Raw genomic sequence first — 25,950 nt, forward strand, 5'->3', positions numbered from 1 at the left:
ACAGGATGAGCCGCAACGAGCCGGTGACGACGAGCCCGGTTTCGCGCGCGACGAGGTCAGATCGCCCTCGGGCATCCGCGGTGAGGCTGGCGAAACGCACACGCCATCGCCAGGCCCGAAGGCCTGGCATCAATCTCAAACGCACCGATTGCGGAAAGACGAACGGCTGCACCGTCGGTCAAAGACCCGCAAGCGTGTGCGCCAGGGCCAGGTCACTCACTCGCGAAGCGTCGGCAACACCGCCACGTAACCGAGGACTAGCGCACCGAATACAACGCCTACCGACCCCATAGCGAAGCCACCCAACAACAACTCTTACACAACTTGGCCCGGAAGCTGGGGGCCCCTGTCAGCGCAGCTACACGGTGAACCATCGACAGAAATCGGGCTAGAAATCCGTTGCAGCCCAAGGTTTTTACGTCGTGTCCGCGGCGACCGCGCCATCGCTCCCCTAGCGATACTTACCAAAGCTAACTTCTGGATCTGACATACTTGCGGCGTGCCGAACAGACCGAACGTTGTGTTGATCAACATGGACAACTTGGGCTACGGGGAGCTCGGCTGCTACGGAGGCGGGGAGATCCGAGGCGCCGCAACACCACGGCTCGACGAACTGGCCGCGCAAGGATTGCGGCTCACCAACTTCAACGTCGAGGCTCAATGCACGCCGTCACGTGCCGCGCTGATGACCGGACGGCACGCCATACGCACCGGAAACGCCACCGTTCCCATCGACAGCCCCGTCTACGGCCTGGTGCAGTGGGAGTACACCATGGCGGAGATGTTTGCCGACATCGGTTACCGCACAGCATTGTTCGGCAAATGGCATCTCGGGCACACCGAAGGTCGATTCCCCACCGACCAGGGCTTCGACGAATGGTACGGCATCCCGAACTCCAGCGACGAGTCATTCTGGCCCGATAGCTCGGTGTTCCGAGAGGGCGTCACCCCCTTCGTCCGGCCCGAACACGTGATGGCCGGCGTCAAAGGTCAGCAGCCCGAGAACGTCAAGATCTACAACCTCGAAGCCCGCCGGATGATCGACCGGGAGATCACCGACAAGACAATCGAATTCATCGACCGCCAAGTCGCCGCTGACACCCCGTTCTTCGTCTATGTGCCGTACACGATGGTGCACGCTCCGATGCTGCTCGACCCCGAGTTTGACGGGGCAAGTGGCAACGGCCAATGGGGTGACATCCTCACGCAGGTCGACACCTACACCGGTCGAATCCTGGACAAGCTCGACGAGCTCGGCATCGCCGACGACACGATCGTCATCTTCACCTCGGATAACGGCCCCGAGGGCAAAGCCCCCTATGAGGGGTTCGGAGGACCCTGGCGCGGACCGTATTTCACTGCGCTGGAGGGGTCGCTGCGGGTGCCGTTCATCATGCGCTGGCGAGACCGCATTCCGGCCGGACGGGTCAGCAACGAGATCGTGCATCAAGTCGATCTGATTACCACGCTGGCATCCATGCTGGGTGGCGAAATGCCGACTGACCGGGTGATCGACGGGGTGGATCACGCCGACTTCTTCGAGGGCAGAACGAGTTCCTCGGCACGCGAAGGCTTCGTGGTCTATGTCGGTGCAGAGATCTACGGGATCAAGTGGCGCAACTGGAAGGCAATGTACAAAGAGCTCGACGCCGGGCGGTCAGCAGTAAAGACGTTCGCGACTCCGGTCTTGTACAACTTGCACGAAGATCCCCGTGAGGAACGCCCGGAGCGTCATCTCGTTGAGGCCGCATGGGTCAGATTCCCGGCGTTCGAAGTCTTGAAAGAACACCTCGCGAGCTTCGCGCATGAGCCACCGGTTCCCAAGGGTGCCCCGGACCCGTACGTGCCCGCGAACGCCAGGCCGAAGTAGCCTCTCGTGGCCGCAATGCTCCTGACGCCCCATGGCGCAGCTCACCGCCACCGCCCGCTGACCTCGGTTGCATGACCGTGGAAACCTCGCCCCTGGACCGTGAATCCGGCGATTCCGACTACACCGCGCAGAGCACGTATTTCGACTATCCGCCATATGCCACGGCAGCCGAGAGCGATAAGGCCTTCGGCGAGGTGGTTTCCACCTTCGAAGCATCACTGATCAGCTCTCTACCCCTCAACGTTCACTACGGGAGACGCGACAACGCCCGGGTGCAAGACGCCTACACCGGTCGGTGGTACTGGGACTGTCACCGGGAGGGCTCGAAGTACAACCTCGGGCACCGCAATCCCGCTGTCGTCGACGCTTTGCACGAGGCGATTGACCACATCGACGCTGGCAACTTTTCGCATCTCTCCGGCTACCGGGCGATGATCGTCGAGAAGCTGGTCGCTAGCACGGGCGGTGCATTACCCAGGGGCAGGCTTGGCCTGAGCGGCTCGGACGCGGTGGAGATCGCGGTGCATGCGGCCCGAGCATTCACCCAGCGGAAGGGACTGGTGGCGATCGCCGACACCTCCTACCACGGATCCGGGGAGCTGGGCACGGCCATCAGCGCAATCCGCGCCGCCCAGATGAAGGCGTGCCTGGTCGACGGCGGCCACACCACCTATGTGCCGTACAACGACCTCGCCGCCATGAAATCCGCGATCACCACCGACACGGCCGCTGTCATCATGGAGCCCACTCCTGCTCAGGCCGGCTTCCCCGAGCCATCTCCCGGCTATCTCGCCGGGGTCAAGGCGGCGTGCGAAGCCAAGGGTGCGCTGATGATTCTCGACGAGATCCAGACCGGTTTCGGCAGCACGGGCACCCTGTGGGCCTACGAACAGTTCGACTTCGTCCCCGATCTGATGGCGATCGGTAAGGGCATGGGTGGTGGGATGTATCCGATCTCGGCGACGCTGATGGCCGACGGGCCCTGGCGCGCCTATACCGATGGTCAACTCTTCCCCCACGATTCGACCTACGCCGGCTCGGAGATCGGTTGTGTCATCGCATCCGTCGTCCTCGACCTGACCAACAACCCCGGTTTTCTGGGGCGGGTCGGCGAGCTGGCCGACCGATTCAAACGCGGCTTCGCCGGCGCGCCGTTCGAGTTCAGCCAGGTGGGCTTGTGTATGGGTATTCAGACCGGGGATTCCATAGGAACCGCGACCAAGCTCGCTGAGCACGGTATCCTCACGATTCCGTCCGACTCCGCGCCAGTCGTCCCGTTCCGCCCGTTCCTGACGCTGCGTGACGAGGATGCCGACGACATCATCGAACGGGTCCGACGCGCGCTCGGGTAGGGGGCCACGGACCTAGGCACCCTCAGCTGCTCGAACGAGAAACTTCTCACGATCGACGATGACCCGATCGATTTCGCCGACCGCGACAACATGGCCTGATTCGTCAATAGCCTTCACCACAAAGCTGAGGCGTCGACCGGAGGTCGTCGGCGGGTCCGCCATAGCCTCGATGGTGCCGCCCACTTTGGTAGCGCGTTGATGCTCAATCCGAACTGCGATCCCGACACTAGTCTGACCCGGGCCTACCAACCCGGCGGCGGCTTGCACGGTCGCAGCCTCTAGCCACGCGATCAGCCGAGGGGTCGCGAGCACAGGCACATCGCCGCTGCCCATCTGCTCCGCAGTGTCCGCGGTTGTCACTTCGTGCTGCATCGCACCACCCTAACGAGCGAGGAGTGCCATCCTGAATACGGACAGGCGGGGCTTGACGTGGCGACGTCGTCGGGGCCTCAGCCCGCCGGCTGGCATGCCGCAGTGCCGTGCCGCTCCGGAACGGACACACGCGGTGCGATCTCGATTTTCTCGCGGTCGCGCCACGAATTCTCTGACGTTCGCGTAAAATCTTGTCTCGCGGCGTCCGGCGCTGGACCCCCAGCCCCACGACACGCGCGTGAGCTGTGAATACGGCGCACATTTTTGTTGAAGACAAGCTGTTGAAGACGAGCATTGTGAGGAAGATGCGAACCGCGGACTCTGTGCCCGAAAGGCTGCTCAACGCCGGGCTATCGCTATTCCACGAACGCGGGTACAACGGCACCGGTGTGCAGCAGATTACATTGGCTGCCGGTGTCCCGAAGGGCTCGTTCTACAACTACTACAGCGGCAAGGAATCGCTGGCCATTGCCGCCTTGCATCGATACAACTCGGGCATTCCCATTCCAACCTTGTTCGACACGTCGGTCGGCGGCCCGGCGGCGCGGATCCGAGCCCACTTCGAAGCCCTCCGCGAAACGTTCGCCGCTTCGGGCTACCGAAACGGCTGTCTGATGGGGAAATTCGCTATGGAGCTGGCCGATGCGAGCGAGCGAACCCGCACCACGTTGGAAGAGATGTTCCACACTTGGCAGTCCTCGATCGCGTCGGTGCTTGCCGAGGCGCAATACGCGGGCGAGATAGCCAATCGGTGCGAGCCGGCCATCCTCGCCGAGTATCTCCTGCAAGGCTGGCAAGGTGCGGTCCTGGCCACCCTGGTCACCAAGCGCCAGGAGACTCTCGATGCCTACTTCAACACCACCTTCGATGTGGTGTTGGCTGCGCGCGACGTCGCGCCGGCCGCCAACACGTAGCGGACACCACCGTCGGATCTCCCAGAATCAGCCCCCGGAGGTGCCCGCGTTGGGCGCCACCGCCGCTGGACGGTCGTTGGTGGTCGTGAGAATACGAAAGATGTTGTTTGACAGCGTGACTCATGAGGCGGCCCGGTGATCCGCGGGTCGACGGCGCCCGCGCCCCGAATGACAGCTGGCAAACGCTTGTCGAATATCGGTGACTATTGACGCATAGTGGTGTAACACTGAAACGCCACCAATCCCGATTCACGGCACGTGAGTGATCGGAAAATGGCACCCACGGCATGGATAGCTAGTCCATTGCAGCACAGCAAGCAGGGCGCTGGGCATCGCAGCAACAGCGCCGCGAAAGGTCGGCCGACGTGAACGAGGAAGTCGAATCGACGGGCCTCGCGGAAGCAGGGCGCGAGCATCTCGCCGCGGAACTGGACCGCTTGCGCCAACGCCGCGATCGGCTCGAGGCAGAGGTTAAGAATGACCGCGGCATGGTCGCCGATCACGGTGATGCAGCCGAAGCGATTCAGCGCGCCGATGAACTCGCCGTACTCGCAGATCGGATCAACGAACTCGACCGGCGGTTACGATCCGGACCACCCCGCTCCAACGGGAAGGAGACACTACCCGGAGGCACGGAGGTGACCTTGCGATTCTCCGACGGGGAAGTGGTCACCATGCACGTGATCTCGATCGTCGAGGAGACTCCGGTAGGCCGCGAAGCCGAGACACTAACCGCTCACAGTCCGCTGGGAGAGGCGCTGGCCGGCCGTCAGCCAGGCGACACCGTCACCTACTCCACGCCGCAGGGGCCGAGTCAGGTCCAGCTCATCGCCGTGAAGTTGCCCTCCTAGCCGCATCCGACCCGGCCCGAGCAGGCGATAGACACCCAGGGGTGTCTATCAGCACCATTAGACTCCCCGGATGGCCCAACAATGGTCGCCGACGACGAGGCCCGACGCACCCCATCCACCCCTGAACCTGACGACCCAGGTGTGGCGTTTCGTCATCACCGGCGGTCTGGCAGGAATTGTCGACTTCGGCCTGTACGTGACGCTCTACAAAGCGGTCGGGCTGCAGGTGGACTTGGCGAAAGCCACCAGTTTCGTTGTCGGGACCATCACCGCATACCTGATCAATCGCCGCTGGACATTTCGGGCGTCACCGAGCACAGCCCGGTTCGTCGCGGTCATGGCTCTGTACGCGATCACCTTCACGGTCCAGGTCGGACTCAACCATCTATGCCTCGCGCTGTTGCACTACCAGGCATGGGCGGTACCGGTAGCCTTCGTCATCGCTCAGGGCACCGCCACGGTAATCAACTTCATCGTGCAGCGAACGGTAATCTTTCGAGTCCGCTGAGACGGGAGCGAGCTCCCGCATCATCAACCGAGGGGCGGGTACCCTCTGTGACGATGTCGAGCACCCCCGAGCCCCCCGCGGCTGCCACCAACGCCACCCGGCTGACCGGCTGGGGACGCACCGCTCCGTCGGTGGCGCACGTGCTCAGCACACCCGATCCAGAGGCGATCGCCAAGGCGGTAGCCCGGGTTGCCGACTCGGGCGGACTCCCCCATGGTCGCGGCGTGATTGCCCGCGGATTGGGCCGGTCCTACGGCGATAACGCGCAAAACGGCGGCGGCCTGGTAATCGACATGACCCGCCTGTCGACCATCCACTCGATCAACGCGGACACCAAGCTTGCCGACGTCGACGCGGGGGTGAACCTCGACCAACTAATGAAAGCGGCCTTACCGTTCGGGCTCTGGGTTCCGGTGCTGCCCGGAACCCGGCAGGTCACTGTCGGTGGCGCGATCGCGTGTGACATCCACGGCAAGAACCATCACAGCGCCGGCAGTTTCGGCTGCCACGTACGCAGCATGGACCTGCTGACTGCGGACGGCGAAATCCGCCACCTCACTCCCGGCGGCGAGGATTCCGAACTGTTCTGGGCCACCGTCGGTGGCAACGGTCTCACCGGCATCATCCTGCGGGCAACCATCGAGATGACGCCCACCGAGACTGCCTACTTCATCGCCGACGGCGACGTCACCGCCGACCTCGACGAGACCATCGCACTACATAGCGATGGCAGCGAAGCTGGGTACGCCTACTCCAGCGCCTGGTTCGACGCGATCAGCGCACCTCCGAAACTCGGCCGTGCGGCGGTATCGCGCGGCTGCCTGGCCACCATCGACCAATTGCCGGCGAAGCTGCGGCGTGAACCGCTGAAATTCGATGCACCACAACTGCTTACATTCCCTGACATATTTCCCAACGGGCTGGCCAACAAATACACCTTCGGACCGATCGGTGAGCTCTGGTACCGCAAATCGGGCACGTATCGGGGCAAGGTCCAGAACCTGACGCAGTTCTACCACCCGCTGGACATGTTCGGCGAATGGAACCGCGCCTACGGCTCGGCGGGCTTCCTGCAGTATCAATTCGTGATTCCCACCGAAGCCGTCGATGAGTTCAAGCGCATCATCGCCGACATCCAGTCCTCGGGCCACTACTCGTTTCTCAACGTGTTCAAGTTGTTCGGGCCCGGCAACCAAGCGCCGCTGAGCTTCCCGATACCGGGCTGGAACATCTGCGTCGACTTCCCCATCAAAGCGGGACTGAGCGAATTCGTCACCGAACTCGACCGCAGGGTATTGGAATTCGGGGGCCGGCTCTACACCGCCAAAGACTCCCGCACCACCGCCGAAACCTTTCACGCCATGTATCCCCGCATCGACGAATGGATCGCCGTACGCCGCAAGGTCGACCCCTTGCGGGTATTCGCCTCCGACATGGCCCGACGTTTGGAGCTGCTCTAGATGGTGCGCAATGGTTCTTGATGCCGTAGGAAATCCTCAGACCGTGCTGCTGCTCGGCGGTACCTCCGAGATCGGGCTGGCCATCTGCGAGCGCTACCTGCGCAATGCGCCCGCACGCATCGTGTTGGCCGCACTGGCCGACGACCCCGGCCGCGACGACGCAGTGACCCAGATGAAAGCCGCTGGCGCTCGGTCGGTGGAGCTGATCGACTTCGACGCCCTAGACACCGACAGCCACCCGAAGATGATCGAGGCGGCCTTCGCCGGTGGCGATGTCGACGCGGCAATTGTGGCGTTCGGTTTGCTCGGCGACGCCGAAGAGCTATGGCAGAACCAGCGCAAGGCGGTGCAGATCGCTCAAATCAACTACACGGCGGCAGTGTCGATCGGCGTGCTGCTGGGAGAGAAGATGCGCGCTCAGGGCTTCGGCCAGATCATTGCCATGAGCTCGGCCGCCGGCGAGCGGGTACGCCGGGCCAACTTCGTCTACGGCTCCACGAAGGCGGGTCTGGACGGTTTCTATCTGGGCCTGTCAGAAGCGCTGCGCGAGTTCGGCGTTCGAGTACTGGTGATCCGGCCCGGCCAGGTACGCACCCGGATGAGCGCGCATCTCAAGGAGGCCCCGCTGACCGTCGACAAGGAGTACGTCGCAAACCTCGCGGTGGCCGCGTCCGCAAAGGGTAAGGAATTGGTTTGGGCGCCAGCGACGTTTCGCTACGTGATGATGGTGTTGCGGCATATCCCGCGGAGCATCTTCCGCAAGCTGCCAATCTAGCCATGCGCAACGTCCTGGCCACCCTGGGCCAGATGATCCTCGCCAGTTGCGTGGCCATTCTGATCGCGGTGATTTCGTTGATCGCCATCGCGCGCGTCCAGTGGCCGGCCTTCCCGTCGTCCAACCAACTGCATGCGCTGACCACGGTCGGCCAGGTCGCGTGCCTGGCCGGGCTGGTCGCCTCCGGTTGGGCGTGGCGGCTTTCGGGCACGCGCGGTGGTCGGCTGCGCTTTGTTGCGCAGCTGGGTGGGCTGGCGTCGGTGTCCGCGTTCACCGTGGTGACCCTCGGCATGCCGCTGGGAGCGACCAAGCTGTATCTGTTCGGCATTTCCGTGGATCAGCAGTTCCGCACCGAATATCTCACCCGCCTCACCGACAGCGCCGCGTTGCACGACATGACCTACTTTGGGCTGCCGCCGTTCTACCCGCCGGGCTGGTTCTGGATCGGGGGGCGGGTGGCGGGGCTCACTGGAATACCCGCCTGGGAAATCTTCAAGCCCTGGGCGATCACCTCGATCACGATCGCGGTCGCGATCGCGCTCGTGTTGTGGTGGCGGATGGTCCGCTTCGAGTACGCGCTGTTGGTCACCACCGCGACCGCAGCAGTCACACTCGCCTACGGCTCGCCGGAGCCGTACGCCGCGATGATCACGGTATTGCTGCCGCCGATGTTTGTGCTCACCTGGTCGGGCCTACGCGCCGGAGTCGGCGAGCGTGACGCCACCGTCACGGCCGAGCTCGGGGGTGACGATGGCGTCACAGTCGATCGAGGGGCCGGCTGGGCGGCGGTGGTCGGCGCTGGCCTGTTCCTCGGCTTCGCGGCGACCTGGTACACCCTGCTACTGGCCTATAGCGCGTTCACGGTCGTGTTGATGGCGCTGCTGCTGGCCGGCGTGCGATGGCGGCAGGCCGGGTTCACAGCCGCACGTCGACCGCTGTATCGGTTGGCCGTCATCACCGCCATCGCGGTGGCCATCGCAGCGACGACCTGGCTGCCCTACCTCTTGCGGGCGGCTCGCGGCCCGGTCAGCGACACTGGCAGCGCCCAGCACTACCTGCCGGCCGACGGCGCCGAATTGGCCTTCCCCATGCTGCAGTTCTCGCTGCTGGGGGCGATTTGCATGCTGGGAACCCTGTGGCTGGTGGTGCGAGCGCGGCAGTCCGTCCGGGCGGGCGCGCTGGCCATCGGCGTCGTGGCCGTCTACCTGTGGTCCTTGTTGTCGATGCTCACCACGCTGGCGCGCACCACGCTGCTGTCGTTTCGGCTGCAGCCAACGCTGACAGCACTGCTCGTGGCCGCCGGGGTGTTCGGCTTTGCCGAGATTACGGTCGCGTTGGCGGCGCGGGGAGCTGACCGGGGCTGGGGACCCGGCGTCCTGCCGGTGGCCGGAGCGATCGGGCTGGCCGGAGCGATCGCGTTCAGTCAGGACATTCCCGACGTGCTGCGGCCCGATCTCACCATCGCGTACACCGACACCGACGGAAACGGCAAGCGTGGCGACCTTCGACCACCGGGCTCGGAGAAGTACTACGCGGCGATCGACGCCGCCATCCTGCGCGTCACCGGCAAGCCGCGCGATCAGATCGTGGTCTTGACCGCCGACTACAGCTTCCTGTCGTTTCATCCCTACTGGGGCTTTCAGGGGTTGACGTCGCACTACGCCAACCCACTAGCAGAGTTCGACCGCCGCGCGGCGCACATCGAGAGCTGGTCGAAGCTCAAGACGGCCGACGAGTTGATTCATGCACTGGACACGCTGCCCTGGGCGCCGCCGACGGTCTTTCTCATGCGCCGCGGCTCAGGTTCCGGATCGAGCCGCACCTACACCCTTCGCCTGGCCGAGGACGTCTACCCGAACCAACCCAACGTCCGGCGCTACACCGTGGTCCTGCGGGCCTCCCTGTTCGCCGACCCACGGTTCGCCGTCAAGAGCATCGGCCCATTCGTGTTGGCGATCCGCAAGCCGGGCGCGCGGGCCTGATGGCCACCGAAACCACGCCGGACGCGGTCGAAGGGCTAGCATCTACGTCCGTGCGCTTCGCCGGAGCAAACCACCGGATCGCTCGCTACATCGCTGCCGTGGCTGGTCTGCTGGGGGCAGTTTTAGCGATCGCCACTCCCTTGCTTCCGGTCAAACAGACAACGGCGCAGTTGAACTGGCCGCAGAACGCGACGTTCGGCAGTGTCGAGGCGCCGTTGATCGGCTACGTCGCCACCGATCTGAGCATCACCGTTCCCTGCCAAGCCGCCGCGGGACTGGCCGGACAAGACAATCGCGGCAAGACGGTGCTGCTGTCGACGGTGCCCAAGCAGGCCCCCAAGGCCGTCGATCGCGGGCTGCTGCTAGAGCGCATCAACGATGACCTCGTGCTGATCGTGCGCAACGTCCCGGTAGTGGTCGCGCCGATGAGCGAGGTGCTCAGCCCCGCCTGCCAGCGCCTGACGTTTACCGCGCACGCCGACAAAGTCGTCGGCGAGTTCGTCGGGCTCAAGCAAGGACCTACGGCCGAGCACCCGGGCGCACCGCTGCGCGGCACAAAAAGCGGCTACGACTTCCGGCCGCAAATCGTGGGTGTCTTCACCGATCTGTCTGGCCCGGCGACACCGGGTCTGAGCTTTTCCGCAACGGTCGACACCCGCTACAGCAGCGACCCCACCCTGCTGAAACTGGTCGCGATGATTCTCGGGTTGGTGCTGACCGCGACCGCCTTGGTCGCCCTCCACATCCTTGACACCGCTGACGGGACCCGGCACCGGCGTTTCCTGCCCGCAAGGTGGTGGTCGATCAGCACGCTGGACGCGCTGGTCGTCACGGTGTTGCTGTGGTGGCATTTCGTCGGGGCGAATACCTCCGACGACGGCTACATCCTGACCATGGCCCGGGTGTCCGAGCATGCGGGCTACATGGCGAACTATTACCGCTGGTTCGGCACCCCCGAGGCGCCCTTCGGCTGGTATTACGACCTACTGGCTATTTGGGCGCATGTCAGCACCGCCAGCATCTGGATGCGGCTTCCGACTCTGGCCATGGCGTTGACCTGCTGGTGGGTGATTAGCCGAGAGGTCATTCCCCGGCTGGGTCATGCCGTCAAAGCCAACAAGGCCGCGGCGTGGACCGCTGCGGGCATGTTCCTGGCGGTCTGGTTGCCACTCGACAACGGCCTGCGACCTGAGCCCATCATTGCCCTGGGCATCCTGCTGACCTGGTGTTCGGTGGAGCGTGCGGTGGCCACCAGCCGGTTGTTGCCGGTCGCGGTCGCCTGCATCATCGGAGCCCTGACCTTGTTCTCCGGCCCTACCGGGATCGCGTCCATCGGCGCCCTGCTAGTCGCGATCGGGCCGCTGCGCACCATTCTGCACCGCCGCTGGAAACAGTTCGGCGCGCTGCCGCTCCTGGCGCCCCTCTTGGCTGCGGTCACCGTCACGACCATCTTGATCTTCCGCGACCAAACCCTGGCCGGCGAAGCGCAGGCCACCGTGCTCAAGCGTGCCGTCGGGCCCAGCCTGAGCTGGTTCGACGAACACATCCGCTACGAGCGATTGTTCATGGCCAGCCCCGACGGGTCGGTGGCCCGCCGCTTCGCCGTGCTGGCAGTAGTCCTGGCCCTTGCGGTGTCGGTAGCAATGTCCTTGCGTAAGGGTCGGATTCCCGGCACTGCCGCGGGGCCGAGCCGACGCATCATCGGCATCACCATCATTTCCTTCCTCGCAATGATGTTCACACCCACGAAGTGGACTCACCATTTCGGAGTGTTCGCCGGACTAGCCGGATCGTTGGGGGCGTTGGCCGCGGTCGCCGTGACGGGTGCGGCCATGGGATCCCGACGCAACCGCACGGTGTTCGCTGCGACGGTGCTGTTCTTGATGGCACTATCATTCGCCAGCGTCAACGGCTGGTGGTATGTGTCCAATTTCGGTGTCCCGTGGTCAAATTCGTTTCCGGAATGGGGGTATGGCTTTGCCACCATGCTGCTGGGGCTGACGGTGCTGGTCCTGCTGCTGGCGGCGTGGTTTCACTTCGTGGCCACCGACAACGGGCCACCGAAGACCCACTACGGGGCAAGGCTAGTGGGAATCGTCCAGTCCCCGTTGGCCATCGCGTCGTGGACGTTGGTTCTCTTCGAGGTCGTGTCGCTCACCGCGGCGATGATCGCTCAGTACCCCGCATGGTCGGTGGGCCGGTCCAACCTCGAGGCGCTCACGGGTGAGACCTGCGGGCTGGCCGAAGACGTGCTGGTGGAGCAGGATCCCAACGCGGGAATGCTGCCACCGGTCTCCGCGCCGGTGGCCGCTGCCCTGGGGGCGGGGATATCGGAAGCCTTTACACCCAACGGCATTCCCGCTGATGTCCGTGCCGACCCGGTGCTGGAAAGCCCTCGAGATCGCAGCTTCCTCAGCGACGATGGGCTGGTCACAGGCAGCGAAGCCGGCACCGAAGGCGGCACCACGGCCGCCCCCGGAATCAACGGCTCGCGGGCAAGGCTGCCCTACAACCTGGATCCGGCCCGCACCCCCGTCTTGGGCAGCTGGCATGCCGGCGTGCAGGTGCCCGCCATCTTGCGGTCGGCCTGGTACCGGCTGCCGCCTCAGGAGCAGCGGGAACAGATGCCGCTGCTGGTGGTGTCTGCGGCCGGCCGGTTCGACACCCGCGAGGTCAAGTTGCAATGGGCCACCGACGACCAAGTGAACGTCGAAAACACGGACCAATCAATGGAATTCGCCGACGTCGGTGCGATGCCAGCCTGGCGCAACCTGCGCGCCCCGCTGTCGTCCATCCCGGCCGCGGCCACCCGGGTTCGCCTGATCGCCACCGACAACGACTTGGCACCGCAGCATTGGATCGCCCTGACACCGCCGCGGATTCCGCAGGTGCGCACGCTCCAGGAAGTCGTAGGCTCCCAGGATCCGGTGTTCCTTGACTGGCTGGTGGGTCTGGCATTCCCGTGCCAGCGACCCTTCGGCCATCAAAACGGCGTTGACGAAACGCCCAAATGGCGGATTTTGCCTGACCGTTTCGGCGCCGAGGCCAACTCCCCGGTGATGGACCACAACGGCGGCGGCCCGCTGGGCGTCACCGAGTTGTTGGTGCGCGCGACGACCGTGGCGACCTACCTCAAGGACGATTGGTTCCGCGACTGGGGGGCCTTGCAGCGGCTGACGCCCTACTACCCCGACGCCCAGCCCGCCGACCTGGAGCTGGGCACCGCGACTCGTAGCGGCCTGTGGAACCCGGCGCCACTGCGCAAAGGGTAGCCGTCAAGAGTCCGGGCAATCCCGCTGACCGAGCGGCTTGCTCACCGCCGGCTTACGCTGTTCCGGCTAGCCCAGCCGACGGTGTGCCCTTCCGAGCGTACGCACACGCTGTCCGAAGTCCGCCAGCGCCATTTCGAGGCGTTCGCGCGTGAAGTCGGGCCACAGTTCATCGTCGAAAACCAGTTCGGAATACGCCGATTGCCAGAGATAGCCGTTGGACAGGCGCTGCTCCCCGCCGGTGCGGATGACCAGATCGAGCTCGCGCATCTCAGGGGCGCACAGCAGCCGCCGAAATACCTCCTCCCCGCCACCGTTGTAGCGCTGCGCGGCCTCTAGCAGCTCCTGACGGCCCCCGTAGTTCAGCGCGACGAACAGCTGCATTCGGCTATGGTGCGCCGTGGCCGCTTCGATACGGTCCACTGCATCGAGCATCAACTGCGGCAGCCCACTACGAGATCCCACTACCTGCAGGCGGATGCCCGAGCGGTCCAGCAGTTCGACACCGCGATCGAACTGGGTCGCGACGATCTGCATGACCGAGGCCACCTCGGCAGAAGAACGCTTCATGTTGTCGGAGGAGAAGCCGAATAGCGAGAGCTGCTCGATGCCGAGTTCGCACGCATCCAGCACGCGCTGGATTGCGACTTCACTTCCAGCCAGATGGCCTTCCATCGCGGAGAGGCCATGCCGAGCGGCCCAGCGGACATTGCCGTCGGGGTAGAGGGCCACGCAACGCGGCGATCGCGTGGTGATCGAACCCGACAGCCTATCGTTGGGCTGGTGGACGGACGCCACTGGCGACGCTGGAGCATTCAACGGCCGTAAACTCCGTTCTCGCAACCTGTTTCCGCGGGTCATTCCGGCAGGTCGTCCGAGGGTGTATCGCAGGACCCTACGTCAACCGCCGCCACTGCTGTAATGCCTTTTTGGTACTGCTGGGTGCGAAATAACGCTATCAATGACCACGGCTATTGATCTCTGCCATTACGTAAGCGCTTCGTCGTATCTTTCCGGCGTTGCTCTGTGTTGAACCTATCCACGACAACCGCTGTACCCGAACAACATCCCCCCGTCGGGGAAATGCACGGTGGACCTATGACCGGGACACCCGGACGACGATAATCGTCGCTGCGGCCATTGCAGTTCCTGCGCACACCAGGCAGCTCACCCACATACCGCTGAGGAACGCGTCCGCAACTGCCTGGCCGATGCCGGGGGTCTGTGCGGTGGGAAGTTGGTCAATCACGCGCTGGGCTGCTGCCATGGACTGCCGCATCGCGCCGCGCGCCTCGGGATCCATGTCGCCAAGCGACGCGCTGCGGTCCAGGGTCCTGGTATAGACCGATGCGAATATGCTGCCGACGATCGCCACGCCGAGGCTGCCCGCAAGTTGACGGCTTGCGCTGGCAACTGCCGCCCCGACGCCCGAATGCGCCAGGCTCAGCGAGCCCATGATCGACTCGGTCGCGGATGCGATGGTGAACCCGAGTCCACTACCGAATAGCGCCATTGCCACCGCGATGGCCACGTACGACGTGTCGGCGCGAAACGTTCCCGACCATGCGATCGCGACCGCGAAGATGCCGAGTCCCGCGACGACAACCGTGGTGGTACCGAGTCGCTCAACGAATCTGGGGGCCAGGACACTGGCCACTACCGCCGCCAGCGCGACCGGCAACAACCGCTCGCCGGTTTCAAACGGTGTGTACGCGGCGACGAATTGCAGATACTGCGTCATAACGAAGATGAACCCGAATAGAGCCAGGTGGGCCGACGACACCGCCAGGATTCCACTGCCGAATCGTCGATTGGCGAAAATGGATAGGTCGAGCATCGGGTGGGGTATTCGTCGTTCGTGCCACGCGAACGCAGCGAGACCAATGGCTGCCGCCGTGAAACCGATTGCGGTTCGGCTACTGATCCACCCCGCATGGGGTGCCTCGATGATCGTGTAGGTAAGTGCGGTCACGCCCATCGCGGACAGGACGAGTCCGGCCACATCGAGCGGTGCCGGAGCGGGGTCGCGTGAGGTTGGCACGAATAGGCTCGCGCCTACCATCGCCACGGCGGCCACGGGTACGTTGACCAAGAAAATCGATCCCAGCCAGAAGTTTTGAAGAAGCCACCCTCCCGCAATCGGCCCGATCGCCACTCCCATCGCCGCCATCGCCGACCACAGCCCAATTGCCTTGGCGCGCTGAATGGGATCGATGAAGATGTTGGTGATCAATGCGAGTGTCGTCGGAACGATGAAGGCCGCGCCGAGCCCCATGACGGCGCGGGCGGCGATCAATGCCTCAGCTGACGTGACCCACGCGGCAACCGCGGACATGGTGGCAAAAATCGCCAGACCGAGGTGCAATGACCCGCGCCTCCCGTAGCGGTCACCAACCGTGCCCGCAAAGAGCAACAGTCCGGCGGCTGTCAACGTGTACGCATCGACAGTCCACTGCAGTTGGGCGTTGTTGGCCTTCACATCGCGGGCCAACGTCGGTAGGGCCACATTGACGATGGTCATGTCGATGCCGGCGATGAAGACCCCGAGACAGACGACGGCCAGGACTATGGTTGGGCGCACGCGCCCGGCGGCGCGTCTCGAGGCAAGACTCATCGGTCTGCCAAACTAGAGGCGCGCGGCACAACCGGCAAGTAGCCCAAAACGCGACGTGGACCACTGACCGATCGGGGTGTGCTTGCTTTGATCGCTTCGGCGACCGCCGAAAACCTCTTGGGCATCAGCGAATTGGCGGCGCGCGGCTAGCCGGGTTCGTCCGCGGGAACGTCGTTCGGTCCCAGCGGCCCGCCCGGGTCCGGGCGCACTTCCGGTGGCTGTGGGAGCGGGGTCGGCTGCAGTGGACTGCCCAGTGACCATTGGCGCACGCCCACGACCAGCGTGAGTACGAATGTCGGCGGAGTTTCGGGCGGAAAACCCAGCACTTTCACGTCTTCCGGGATTGGGTCAGGACGTAGGCAGATCGTCGCCAGCCCCCGTCCCGCCCAATAGTCGTCGGGGTCTTCGGTATCGAGTCGATAGTCGAAGACCGTGACGGTCGAACTGCCCAACACCCGGTCTTCGAAGGGGACGATAACCCCGGGGAATTCGTTGGGATTAGCCGATTCCCGGTAGCGCTCCTCGTTTTCGACGTCGTACTGGAGAAGCAGTTCCGCCGGCACATGATGGTGCCTGTTGGGGTCGCTGATATGCGCCCAATACCATCCTGGGCTGGGTAGGCAGTCCGGCTCGCTATAAGGTATCCAGCGAATCGGATCGCCGGGGAGCTGCACTTGGATCAGGGCTCCTTTGGGCACGAGCTGGGGAAGCCAGGTCCTGTTCCACCAACTGAGATTGTCCCGGTGCTGTTGGTTGAAAACGTAGAAGCCCTGGTTGTGCAGCGGCAGCTGGGCGGGATCTGCAGTGGCCGGCCCCGTGGCCAACAGGACAACCGCCACCAGCGCGATCAGCAGTGCACGACGCTGCGTCATGGCTCTGGCTTCGGCGAGATGAGAAGGTTGCCCATCATCCCCCGGTCTTCATGCGGCAGGATATGGCAGTGGTAGACGGTCTTGCCGGTCACATCCGGGCGGAAATAGGTGCGTAACGTGTACCGGCCAAACGGGGGTATGCGGAAGGTGTCCCACCAGATGTCCGACTCCCGTGCCGCTACCCAACTCGTGTCGCCCGGCGGGATGCCGTGGATGTCCACGATTTGGAACGGGTTGACGTGGATGTGGACGGGGTGCTGGAAGATGTCGTCGTTGACGATCGTCCACTCCTCGACCGTGCCGGCCTCGACCTCCTGATCGATGCGCTCGTGGTTGTACTCCTGGCCGTCGATCAAGAATTGCACCCCGAGGCCGGTCCGCCCGGTGACGTCGCCGGAGAACACCAGGGTGCGCCGCCGCGCCACCGGAAGGTCGGGCATCCGCAGCGGTTCCACCAGCGTCGTTGGCATCGGGGTGTTAACGCGGTCGCCGCGAACCACCAACGTGGCCAACGGCAGGTAAGGGCGCGGGCCGCCGGGGTGGCCCTGGTCGTAGGCTTCGGCGTAGATCCGGTACCGGCCGGGTTCCTTGGCTTTGATGATGAATTCGGCCCGGTTGGCCGAGGCCAACAGGATGTGCGGTCGGGTTCTCGGCTCGTAGTAGGGAACTCCGTCCGTGCCGATCTGCGCCATGGTGTGGCCCTCGATGTGCAGCCAGATCGACCGATGTGGACAGGCGTTGAGCACCCGCCAGCGCTGCGCCTCGCCTGGCTGCATGGTGATGTTCGGGATCAACTGGCCGTTGACCGGAAAATACATGCTCCCCGGCACTGCCGGCATGGACGTGAACGGCACCGGGCCGACCGTAGGGATCACCGAAGTGAACGGCACCTCCCCGCTGTCATCGGCGATCCAGAGTTCGTTGATCACGATGGTTCGCTCGCGCATTTCGGCAAGCTCGGGCACGGCGTCGATGTCGCCCTCGACGATGATCGGGCCAGAGAGCCCGTTCCACGCCTGATGCGCGGTTGAGGTGTGGAAATGCGGGTGATACCAATACAGCCCGGCCGGCTGGTCGGTGGGGATGTTGTAGGAGTACTGGTGCTCCGATAGCGGACCCAACCGAAGGAAGACGTTGTCACCCGGGTCCTTCGGGGACACCGCCAACCCGTGGGTGTGCAGGTTCGTGTCCACGAACTCCTGCAGCAGAGTTTGGCCTCGCTCCCATTTGTTCCATAGATCGTGCAGGCATGCGCGCCGGGTGTCATAGCGCGTGTCGTCGGACTTGGAGGCGCAGTACGGCAGGAGAAACACGTTGTTCTCGGGGATCCCCACCGGAACCATGAGGTTCTTGAGGAGGATTCGCAGGTTGTCCCCCGGCCGCACCCGCAGGGCAGGTCCGGGCAGCTGGCCGTTGTAGGTCTCCAGGGTCAACGTTCGACCCCCCAGCGGAATCGGCACGGTGACCATGTCCAGCTGCGTGTCCAAGACACCGTTCACGCTGGACACCTCGGGCAGGTCGCGCAGCTCTTCACCGCTGGACTTCGCTGGAGCCGACGCGGTCCCGGCCATGCCTGCGGCAGTCGTGGCCCCCATCATGGCCAGGAATGTCCTGCGGTTCACGAGGTGTTCCCGCCAGCGGCGCCGGCCCGGCTCACCATGAGGGCGCTCGTCGGCGGCCTGACAGACCCCATGCGCGCTCGACTGAAAGCCCAATCGAAAGCCCAACGTGCTTTGCGGTGCTTCGAACCCAACGAGAGCCCAACCCAGTTAGCAGGAACAGGGGGTACGACACGGTTGATCCTGCCGCATTGGCCGGGAGTGAGCAATGGCTGAAATCCGTTGTTTGGCTTGCCGAGGCGCTCCCGATGACGCGATGCCCCCGCGAAAAAGTGCTGGTCGTCCCAGGTGGTAGTGCGTAGTGTTTGTCGTGATGAGTTCGGCCAGGCGCAGATGGACGGCAATCGCTGCCCTGACGTGTGCCGCGATCGGCGTGCTGTTGGCTCCGGCGACGGCACTGGCAGAACCCCACAACGTCACCTACATCGCGAAGATCAACGGGATCGGCGTGCCCGGGCGAGCGACCTTCATGGTCAACGAGAAATACACCAGCGCCGCGCCGTTGAGCGCCACCGGCCGCGAATTCATGACCACGACCATGCTGGCCGATGCCAGCAAAGCGGGTCTGCAAGTGCGGATCCCGCCGCCTTATTCGGCGAACCTGCACTGTGAGATCAGCGTAGACGGCCAGGTCGCCGAGTTGGTCGATCAATTCGTTACCGCGGTGCCATACAGTCCCGACCCGATGAACGGCATTCTGTCTTGCGGCGCCTCGCCATTGCCGCAACCTGAGTACTACGCGAAGATCTGCGCGTGGTGGTGGTGTTGCGATCTCTCTTGTCCGCCAAGGGAGAGCGGATAGCGCTGTCCCTAGCTGTCCCTGGCCCTCGGGTCTGCGGTGCGCCTTCGCGGCCCCGCATCGTCACCGGAGGTAGCCGCGTCGCCTACGATCGAGCCTCGTGCCCCACGACGGAAATGAGCGGTCTCCGCGGATCGCCCGCCTCCTAGCCGTCGTCTCCGGAATCGTGGGGCTGCTGGCATGCGCCGTCGTTCCGCTGCTTCCGGTCACCCAGACCACGGCGACGATCCTGTGGCCCCAGGGCGCGACCGCGAACGGCAACATCACCCAAGTCACCGCCCCCTTGGTGTCCGGCGCGCCGCGAGCGCTGGACATCTCCATCCCCTGCTCGGCGATGGCTACCCTGCCCGCCAAGGGCGGTCTGGTGTTGTCGACGCTCCCGGCCGACGGTGTCGATACCGGCAAGAGCGGGCTCTTCGTGCGCGCCAACAAGAACACCGTCGTCGTCGCATTCCGCGACTCGGTGGCCGCGGTGGCGCCCCGCTCGGAGATCGCGGCGGGCCGCTGCAGCGTGCTGCACATCTGGGCCGACATTGGCCAAGCCGGCGCAGACTTCGTCGGCATCCCGGGCGCGGCCGGCACACTGCCCGCCGAAAAGAAACCCCAGGTGGGCGGGATCTTCACCGACATGAAAGTCGCCGCCCAGCCCGGCTTGTCGGCGCGCGTGGACATCGACACCCGCTTCATCACGAGACCGACGGCCCTCAAGACGATCGTGATGGTCCTGGGTTCGCTGGCAGTCCTCGGCGCCATCCTTGCCATGGCCGCCCTGGATCGGCTCAGCCGAGGCGGCGACACTCTGCGCAACTGGCGCTCGCCGATCTCCTGGCTGTCGCGACATCGGCCGCGGGTGCGCCGACCCTCCTGCTGGCGCGTCGGCGTGGCGACGTGGCTCACCGATGCCGGCGTGATCGCCACCCTGCTGCTCTGGCACCTCATCGGCGCGATCTCATCCGATGACGGCTACAACCTGACCATCGCCCGCGTCGCACCGGCGGCCGGCTATGTGGCCAACTACTACCGATACTTCGGGACAACCGAGGCACCCTTCGACTGGTATCTCGGTGTGCTGTCCGACATGGCCTCGGTGAGCACGGCCAGCGTGTGGATGCGCCTGCCGGCCACGCTGGCCGGTATCGCCTGCTGGCTGATCATCAGCCGCTTCGTTCTTCGGCGGCTGGGACCGGGAACCGGCGGGCTGGCAGCCAATCCGGTGGCGGTCTTCACCGCTGGCGCGGTGTTCTTGGCCGCCTGGCTGCCGTTCAACAATGGACTGCGGCCCGAGCCGTTGATCGCGCTGGGAACGCTCGTGACCTGGATGCTGGTCGAACGCGCGATCGGGCTGCAGCGACTCGCTCCGGCCGCGGTCGCCGTCATCGTGGCCATGCTCACCGCGATGCTGGCGCCGCAAGGACTGGTCGCGGTGGCCGCGCTGCTGACCGGTGCGCGCGCGGTCGCCCAGCCGATCCGGCGGCGCCGGGCCTCCGATGGGCTGTTGGCGCCCCTGGCGGTGCTTGCGGCATCACTGTCGCTGATCACTGTGGTGGTGTTCCGCAACCAGACGCTGGCCACGGTGGCCGAGTCCGCGCGCATCAAGTACAAGGTCGGGCCGACGATCGCTTGGTACCAAGACCTGCTGCGGTACTACTTCCTCACCGTCGAGACCAACATCGAGGGATCGATGTCGCGGCGATTCGCGGTCCTGGTCATGCTGCTGTGCCTGTTCGGTGCGCTGGTGGTGCTGCTGCGCCGCGGCCGGGTGCCCGGTTTGGCCACGGGCCCGGCCTGGCGGTTGATCGGCACCACCGCCGTGGGTCTGCTGCTGCTGACGTTCACGCCCACCAAGTGGGCCGTACAGTTCGGCGCGTTCGCCGGGCTGGCCGGCGCCCTCGGGGCCGTCACCGCGTTCACGTTCGCCCGTATCGGCCTGCATAGCCGCCGCAATCTGACGCTGTATGTCACCGCGTTGCTGTTCCTGTCGGCGTGGGCCACCTCGGGCATCAACGGGTGGTTCTATGTCGGCAACTACGGGGTGCCGTGGTACGACATCCAGCCAGTCATCGCCGGTCGCCCCGTGACAACGATGCTCTTGGTGTTGTCGATCCTCACCGGCCTCGTGGGCGCCTGGCAGCACTTCCGGATGGACTACGCCGGGCACACCGAAGTCAAAGACAACCGCCGCAACCGCATTCTGGCGTCCACGCCGCTGCTGGTGGTCGCGGTGATCATGGTCCTGGGCGAAGTCGGCTCGATGGCCAAGGCCGCGGTGTTCCGCTACCCGCTCTACACCACCGCCAAGGCCAACCTGGCCGCGACGCTGTCGGCGACCTCCTCCTCGTCGCAAAGTTGCGCGATGGCCGACGCCGTGTTGGCCGAACCCGACCCCAATACCTCCTTGCTGCCACCCGTTCCGGGTCAGACCTTCGGTCCGGACGGCCCGCTCGGTGGCAGCAATCCCGTCGGCTTCACACCCAAAGGCGTGGGCGAGGACCTCAAGTCCGACCCGGTGGTGACCAAACCGGGGCTGGTCAACTCCGACGCGTCACCCAACAAGCCCAACGCCGCCATCAGTGACTCAGCCGGCACCGCCGGCGGAAAGGGACCGGTCGGGATCAATGGGTCGCACGCGGCGCTGCCGTTCGGGCTGGATCCGGCGCGTACCCCGGTCATGGGCAGCTACGGCGCCGACGACCTGGCCGCCACGGCCACCTCGGCGTGGTATCAGTTGCCGCCGCGCGCTCCGGACCGGCCACTTGTGGTAGTCACCGCGGCCGGCGAAATCTGGTCATACAAAGAAGACGGCGACTTCATCTACGGGCAGTCGTTAAGAATCCAGTGGGGCGTCACCGGCCCCGACGGCACCACCGCCCCCCTCGGTCTGGAATTCCCGATCGACATCGGGCCACCCCCCGCATGGCGCAACCTGCGCTTCCCGCTCGCGTCGGCCCCGCCGGAGGCCAACGCGGCGCGCATCGTCGCCAACGACCCCAACCTGAGCCCCGAACAGTGGTTCGCGTTTACGCCGCCCCGAGTGCCCGTCCTTGAAACGCTGCAACAGTTGATCGGGTCGCGGACTCCGGTGCTGATGGACATCGCCACCGCGGCCAATTTTCCTTGCCAGCGGCCGTTCTCCGAGCATCTGGGGATCGCCGAACTCCCGCAGTACCGCATCCTGCCCGACCACAAGCAAACGGCGGCGTCGTCGAATCTGTGGCAGTCCGGCGAGACCGGCGGTCCGTTCCTGTTCACCCAGGCGCTGCTGCGAACATCGACGATTGCCACCTATCTGCAAGGCGACTGGTATCGGGACTGGGGATCGGTGGAGCAGTACTACCGCCTGGTGCCGGCCGAGAAAGCACCGGAAGCCGCCGTCGATGTAGGCGCGATCACCGTACCCGGCTGGAGCCGGCAAGGACCGATTAGGGCCCTCCCATGAGTGTCACGAACGACCACCAGCAGGCCAACGCCGCGGCTCCCGAACACGCCCGGAGCAATGTGCGACTGCTGCGCTGGGTGGCGACGGTCGCTGGCTTGATCGGCTTCGCGCTGTCGGTCGCCACGCCGCTGCTGCCCGTCGTTCAGACCACCGCGATGCTCAACTGGCCGCAAAACGGGCAACTCGACAGCGTGACGGCGCCGTTGATCTCACTCACGCCGGTCGACCTGAAGGCCAGCGTGCCGTGCAGTGTGGTGCGAGACATGCCGGCCAAGGGCGGAGTGGTGCTGGGCACCGCGCCGAAGCAAGGCAAGGACGCCAACCTTCAGGCGCTATTCCTCGTGGTGAGCCGCGACCGCGTGGACGTCACCGACCGCAATGTGGTGATCCTTTCCGTGCCGCGCGACCGGGTGGTGTCGCAACAATGCGAGCGCATCGAGATCACCTCCACACGCGCCGGTACTTTCGCCACCTTTGTCGGGCTCAAGGATCCAGCGGGTCAGCCGTTGCGCAGCGGTTACCCCGATCCGAACCTGCGACCGCAGATCGTCGGAGTATTCACCGACTTGGCCGGTCCCGCTCCGCCGGGTCTGCAGCTTTCGGCGACGATCGACACCCGGTTCTCCACCGCACCGACGAACCTGAAGCTACTGGCCATCATCGGTGCAATTGTGGCCACCGTCGTCGCGCTCGTCGCGTTGTGGCGCCTCGACCAGCTGGACGGCCGCCGGATGCGCCGGCTGATCCCGGCGAGCTGGCGCAACTTCACCATGGCCGACGCGACGGTGATCTTCGGGTTCCTCCTCTGGCACTTCATTGGGGCCAACTCGTCCGACGACGGTTACATCCTGGGCATGGCGCGGGTCGCCGAACGCGCCGGCTACATGTCCAATTACTTCCGCTGGTTCGGCAGCCCCGAGGACCCGTTCGGCTGGTACTACAACCTGCTGGCGTTGATGACCCACGTCAGCGACGCCAGCCTGTGGATGCGGCTACCGGACCTGTTCGCCGGTCTGGTGTGCTGGCTGCTGCTGTCGCGTGAGGTGCTGCCCCGGTTGGGGCCGGCGGTCGCGGCCAGCAGGCCTGCCGCCTGGGCAGCCGGCATGGTGTTGCTGACGGCGTGGATGCCGTTCAACAACGGTCTTCGCCCGGAACCGATCATCGCGCTCGGCTCGCTGGTCACCTACGTGCTGATCGAGCGGTCCATGCGGTATAGCCGCCTGACCCCGGCGGCCCTGGCAATCGTCACCGCGGCGTTCACGCTGGGTGTGCAACCCACCGGTCTGATTGCGGTGGCCGCCTTGGTAGCCGGCGGCCGGCCGATCCTGCGGATCTTGGTGCGCCGCCATCGCCTGGTCGGCACGCTACCGTTGGTGGCGCCGATGCTGGCCGCCGGCACCATCATCCTCACCGTGGTGTTTGCCGACCAGTCCCTGTCAACGGTGTTGGAAGCCACCAGGATTCGCACCCAGATCGGACCTAGCCAGGCCTGGTACACCGAGAACCTGCGCTACTACTATTTGATCCTGCCCACCGTCGACGGCTCGCTGTCGCGCCGATTCGGCTTCCTCATCACCGCGCTGTGCCTCTTCACGGCCGTGTTCATCATGTTGCGGCGCAAGCGGATTCCCGGTGTGGCGCGGGGGCCGGCGTGGCGGCTGATGGGCGTCATCTTCGGCACCATGTTCTTCCTGATGTTCACCCCTACCAAGTGGGTGCACCACTTCGGCCTTTTCGCCGCGGTGGGTGCGGCGATGGCGGCGCTCGCGACCGTATTGGTATCTCCATCGGTGCTGCGATGGTCACGCAACCGGATGGCATTCCTGGCGGCGTTGTTGTTCCTGCTGGCGTTGTGTTTCGCCACCACCAACGGCTGGTGGTATGTCTCCAGCTATGGCGTGCCGTTCAACAGCACGATGCCGAAGATCGCCGGAATTACAGTCAGCACAATATTTTTCGCGCTCTTCGCAATCGCCGTGCTGTATGCGGCATGGCTGCATTTTGCTCCCCGCGGCAGTGGCGAGGGCCGGTTGGCCCGCGCATTGACCTCAGCCCCGGTGCCCATCGCCGCTGGGTTCATGGCGCTGGTCTTTGTTGCATCGATGGTGGCCGGGATCGTGCGCCAGTACCCCACCTACTCCAATGGTTGGTCCAACCTGCGGGCCTTTGTGGGCGGCTGCGGCCTGGCCGACGACGTGCTCGTCGAACCGGACGCAAACGCCGGCTACATGCAGGCGTTGCCCGACCATTCGGGTTCTTGGGGTCCGTTGGGTCCACTGGGCGGCACCGACCCGGTGGGATTCTCGCCCAACGGAGTACCGAAACACACTGTGGCCGAGGCGATCGTGATGAAGCCGAACCAGCCCGGCACGGACTACGATTGGGACGCTCCGACCACATTGAAGACACCAGGTATCAATGGGTCGACGGTGCCGCTGCCCTACCAACTCGATCCCGGACGGGTTCCGCTGGCCGGCACGTACACCACCGGACCGCAGCAACAGAGCAAGCTCGCATCGGCCTGGTACCCGCTGCCGAAACCAGACGACGGGCACCCACTGGTCGTGGTCACCGCCGCCGGCAAGATCGCCGGAAACAGCGTCTTGCACGGGTACACGCCCGGGCAGACGGTGGTCCTGGAGTACGCCAGACCCGGTCGGGGTCCGCTGGTGCCCGCCGGGCGGCTGGTCCCCGACGATCTGTTCGGAGAGCAACCCAAGGCCTGGCGTAATCTGCGCTTTGCCCGCGACAAGATGCCCGCCGACGCCGTCGCGGTCCGGGTAGTGGCCGAGGACCTGTCGTTGACGCCGGAGGACTGGATCGCGGTGACCCCGCCGCGAGTGCCGGAGCTGCGCTCGCTGCAGGAATACGTCGGCTCGACGCAGCCAGTTCTGCTGGATTGGGCTGTCGGACTGGCATTTCCGTGTCAGCAACCGATGTTGCACGTCAACGGCGTCACCGAGATCCCGAAGTTCCGGATCACGCCCGACTATCTGGCCAAGAAGCTGGACACCGACACCTGGGAAGACGGCGTCAACGGCGGCCTGCTCGGTATCACCGACCTGCTGTTGCGCGCCCATGTCATGGCCACGTACCTGTCCCGCGACTGGGCGCGCGACTGGGGGTCGCTGCGCAAGTTCGACACCCTCGTGGATGCCCCGCCGGCGCGGCTCGACCTGGGCACCGCCACCCGCAGCGGCCTGTGGTCACCTGGGAAGATCCGCATCGCCCCGTAACCGTGCGGCGTGCGCGATTCT

General features: G+C 65.1%; 17 protein-coding genes. 12 read left to right on the forward strand and 5 right to left on the reverse strand.

The genetic code is table 11. The features are described 5' to 3' along the window. Positions 1-499 precede the first annotated feature (499 nt). Positions 500-1,870: an arylsulfatase gene (locus F6B93_RS21845; protein WP_211696940.1), complete on the forward strand. Its 1,371-nt coding sequence runs from the start codon at positions 500-502 to the stop codon at positions 1,868-1,870. 71 nt (positions 1,871-1,941) lie between these two features. After that, complete coding sequence (locus F6B93_RS21850; RefSeq protein ID WP_211696941.1) at positions 1,942-3,222, forward strand: aspartate aminotransferase family protein; 1,281 nt, start codon at positions 1,942-1,944, stop codon at positions 3,220-3,222. A 12-nt stretch (positions 3,223-3,234) separates the two neighbouring features. Here F6B93_RS21850 and F6B93_RS21855 read toward each other — a convergent pair whose 3' ends face one another. Further along, complete coding sequence (locus F6B93_RS21855; RefSeq protein WP_211696942.1) at positions 3,235-3,594, reverse strand: thioesterase family protein; 360 nt, start codon at positions 3,592-3,594, stop codon at positions 3,235-3,237. A gap of 305 nt (positions 3,595-3,899) precedes the next feature. Between F6B93_RS21855 and F6B93_RS21860 the strand changes: the two genes are divergently transcribed. The 7 genes from F6B93_RS21860 (at position 3,900) to F6B93_RS21890 (ending at position 13,356) form a co-directional block, all read left to right on the forward strand. Beyond that, the gene (locus F6B93_RS21860) at positions 3,900-4,508 is read left to right on the forward strand and encodes a TetR/AcrR family transcriptional regulator (protein WP_211696943.1); all 609 of its coding nucleotides are present in this window, start codon (positions 3,900-3,902) and stop codon (positions 4,506-4,508) included. A gap of 365 nt (positions 4,509-4,873) precedes the next feature. Then, entirely contained in the window at positions 4,874-5,359 is a 486-nt protein-coding gene (locus F6B93_RS21865; protein ID WP_211696944.1) for a GreA/GreB family elongation factor, read from the forward strand. A 70-nt stretch (positions 5,360-5,429) separates the two neighbouring features. After that, complete coding sequence (locus F6B93_RS21870) at positions 5,430-5,867, forward strand: GtrA family protein (RefSeq protein ID WP_211696945.1); 438 nt, start codon at positions 5,430-5,432, stop codon at positions 5,865-5,867. Between the two features lie 53 nt (positions 5,868-5,920). Next, positions 5,921-7,327, forward strand: coding sequence for a decaprenylphosphoryl-beta-D-ribose oxidase (dprE1, locus tag F6B93_RS21875; protein ID WP_211696946.1), 1,407 nt, complete (start codon positions 5,921-5,923; stop codon positions 7,325-7,327). Between the two features lie 10 nt (positions 7,328-7,337). After that, positions 7,338-8,102 (forward strand): decaprenylphospho-beta-D-erythro-pentofuranosid-2-ulose 2-reductase, encoded by a 765-nt coding sequence (gene dprE2 / locus F6B93_RS21880; protein ID WP_211696947.1) that lies wholly within the window; start codon positions 7,338-7,340, stop codon positions 8,100-8,102. Positions 8,103-8,104: 2 nt separating this feature from the next. Continuing rightward, positions 8,105-10,084: a galactan 5-O-arabinofuranosyltransferase gene (locus F6B93_RS21885; RefSeq protein ID WP_211699664.1), complete on the forward strand. Its 1,980-nt coding sequence runs from the start codon at positions 8,105-8,107 to the stop codon at positions 10,082-10,084. Next, complete coding sequence (locus tag F6B93_RS21890) at positions 10,084-13,356, forward strand: arabinosyltransferase domain-containing protein (RefSeq protein WP_211696948.1); 3,273 nt, start codon at positions 10,084-10,086, stop codon at positions 13,354-13,356. The genes F6B93_RS21885 and F6B93_RS21890 overlap by 1 nt, the downstream gene beginning before the upstream one ends. A 66-nt stretch (positions 13,357-13,422) precedes the next feature. Here F6B93_RS21890 and uppS read toward each other — a convergent pair whose 3' ends face one another. The 4 genes from uppS to F6B93_RS21910 form a co-directional block, all read right to left on the reverse strand. Next, positions 13,423-14,151 carry a polyprenyl diphosphate synthase gene (uppS, locus tag F6B93_RS21895; RefSeq protein ID WP_425518481.1) on the reverse strand — a complete coding sequence of 243 codons (729 nt, stop codon included), beginning with the start codon at positions 14,149-14,151 and terminating at the stop codon, positions 13,423-13,425. A gap of 298 nt (positions 14,152-14,449) precedes the next feature. Beyond that, complete coding sequence (locus F6B93_RS21900) at positions 14,450-15,967, reverse strand: DHA2 family efflux MFS transporter permease subunit (RefSeq protein ID WP_211696950.1); 1,518 nt, start codon at positions 15,965-15,967, stop codon at positions 14,450-14,452. 146 nt (positions 15,968-16,113) lie between these two features. Further along, positions 16,114-16,839, reverse strand: coding sequence for a hypothetical protein (locus F6B93_RS21905; protein ID WP_211696951.1), 726 nt, complete (start codon positions 16,837-16,839; stop codon positions 16,114-16,116). Then, entirely contained in the window at positions 16,836-18,461 is a 1,626-nt protein-coding gene (locus F6B93_RS21910) for a multicopper oxidase family protein (RefSeq protein ID WP_246540912.1), read from the reverse strand. Before F6B93_RS21910 ends, F6B93_RS21905 begins: the two co-directional genes overlap by 4 nt. A gap of 310 nt (positions 18,462-18,771) precedes the next feature. Here F6B93_RS21910 and F6B93_RS21915 point away from each other — a divergent pair, with 310 nt between their 5' ends. The 3 genes from F6B93_RS21915 to embB all read left to right on the forward strand — a co-directional run bounded on the left by F6B93_RS21915 (position 18,772) and on the right by embB (position 25,929). After that, complete coding sequence (locus tag F6B93_RS21915; RefSeq protein WP_211696952.1) at positions 18,772-19,260, forward strand: hypothetical protein; 489 nt, start codon at positions 18,772-18,774, stop codon at positions 19,258-19,260. A gap of 97 nt (positions 19,261-19,357) precedes the next feature. Next, positions 19,358-22,693 carry an arabinosyltransferase domain-containing protein gene (locus tag F6B93_RS21920; RefSeq protein ID WP_211696953.1) on the forward strand — a complete coding sequence of 1,112 codons (3,336 nt, stop codon included), beginning with the start codon at positions 19,358-19,360 and terminating at the stop codon, positions 22,691-22,693. After that, positions 22,690-25,929 carry an arabinosyltransferase EmbB gene (embB, locus tag F6B93_RS21925; RefSeq protein ID WP_211696954.1) on the forward strand — a complete coding sequence of 1,080 codons (3,240 nt, stop codon included), beginning with the start codon at positions 22,690-22,692 and terminating at the stop codon, positions 25,927-25,929. Before F6B93_RS21920 ends, embB begins: the two co-directional genes overlap by 4 nt. The last annotated feature ends 21 nt before the right edge of the window (positions 25,930-25,950 follow it).

It is taken from the genome of Mycobacterium spongiae (assembly GCF_018278905.1).
In the GTDB taxonomy this organism is placed as follows: Bacteria; Actinomycetota; Actinomycetes; order Mycobacteriales; family Mycobacteriaceae; genus Mycobacterium; species Mycobacterium spongiae.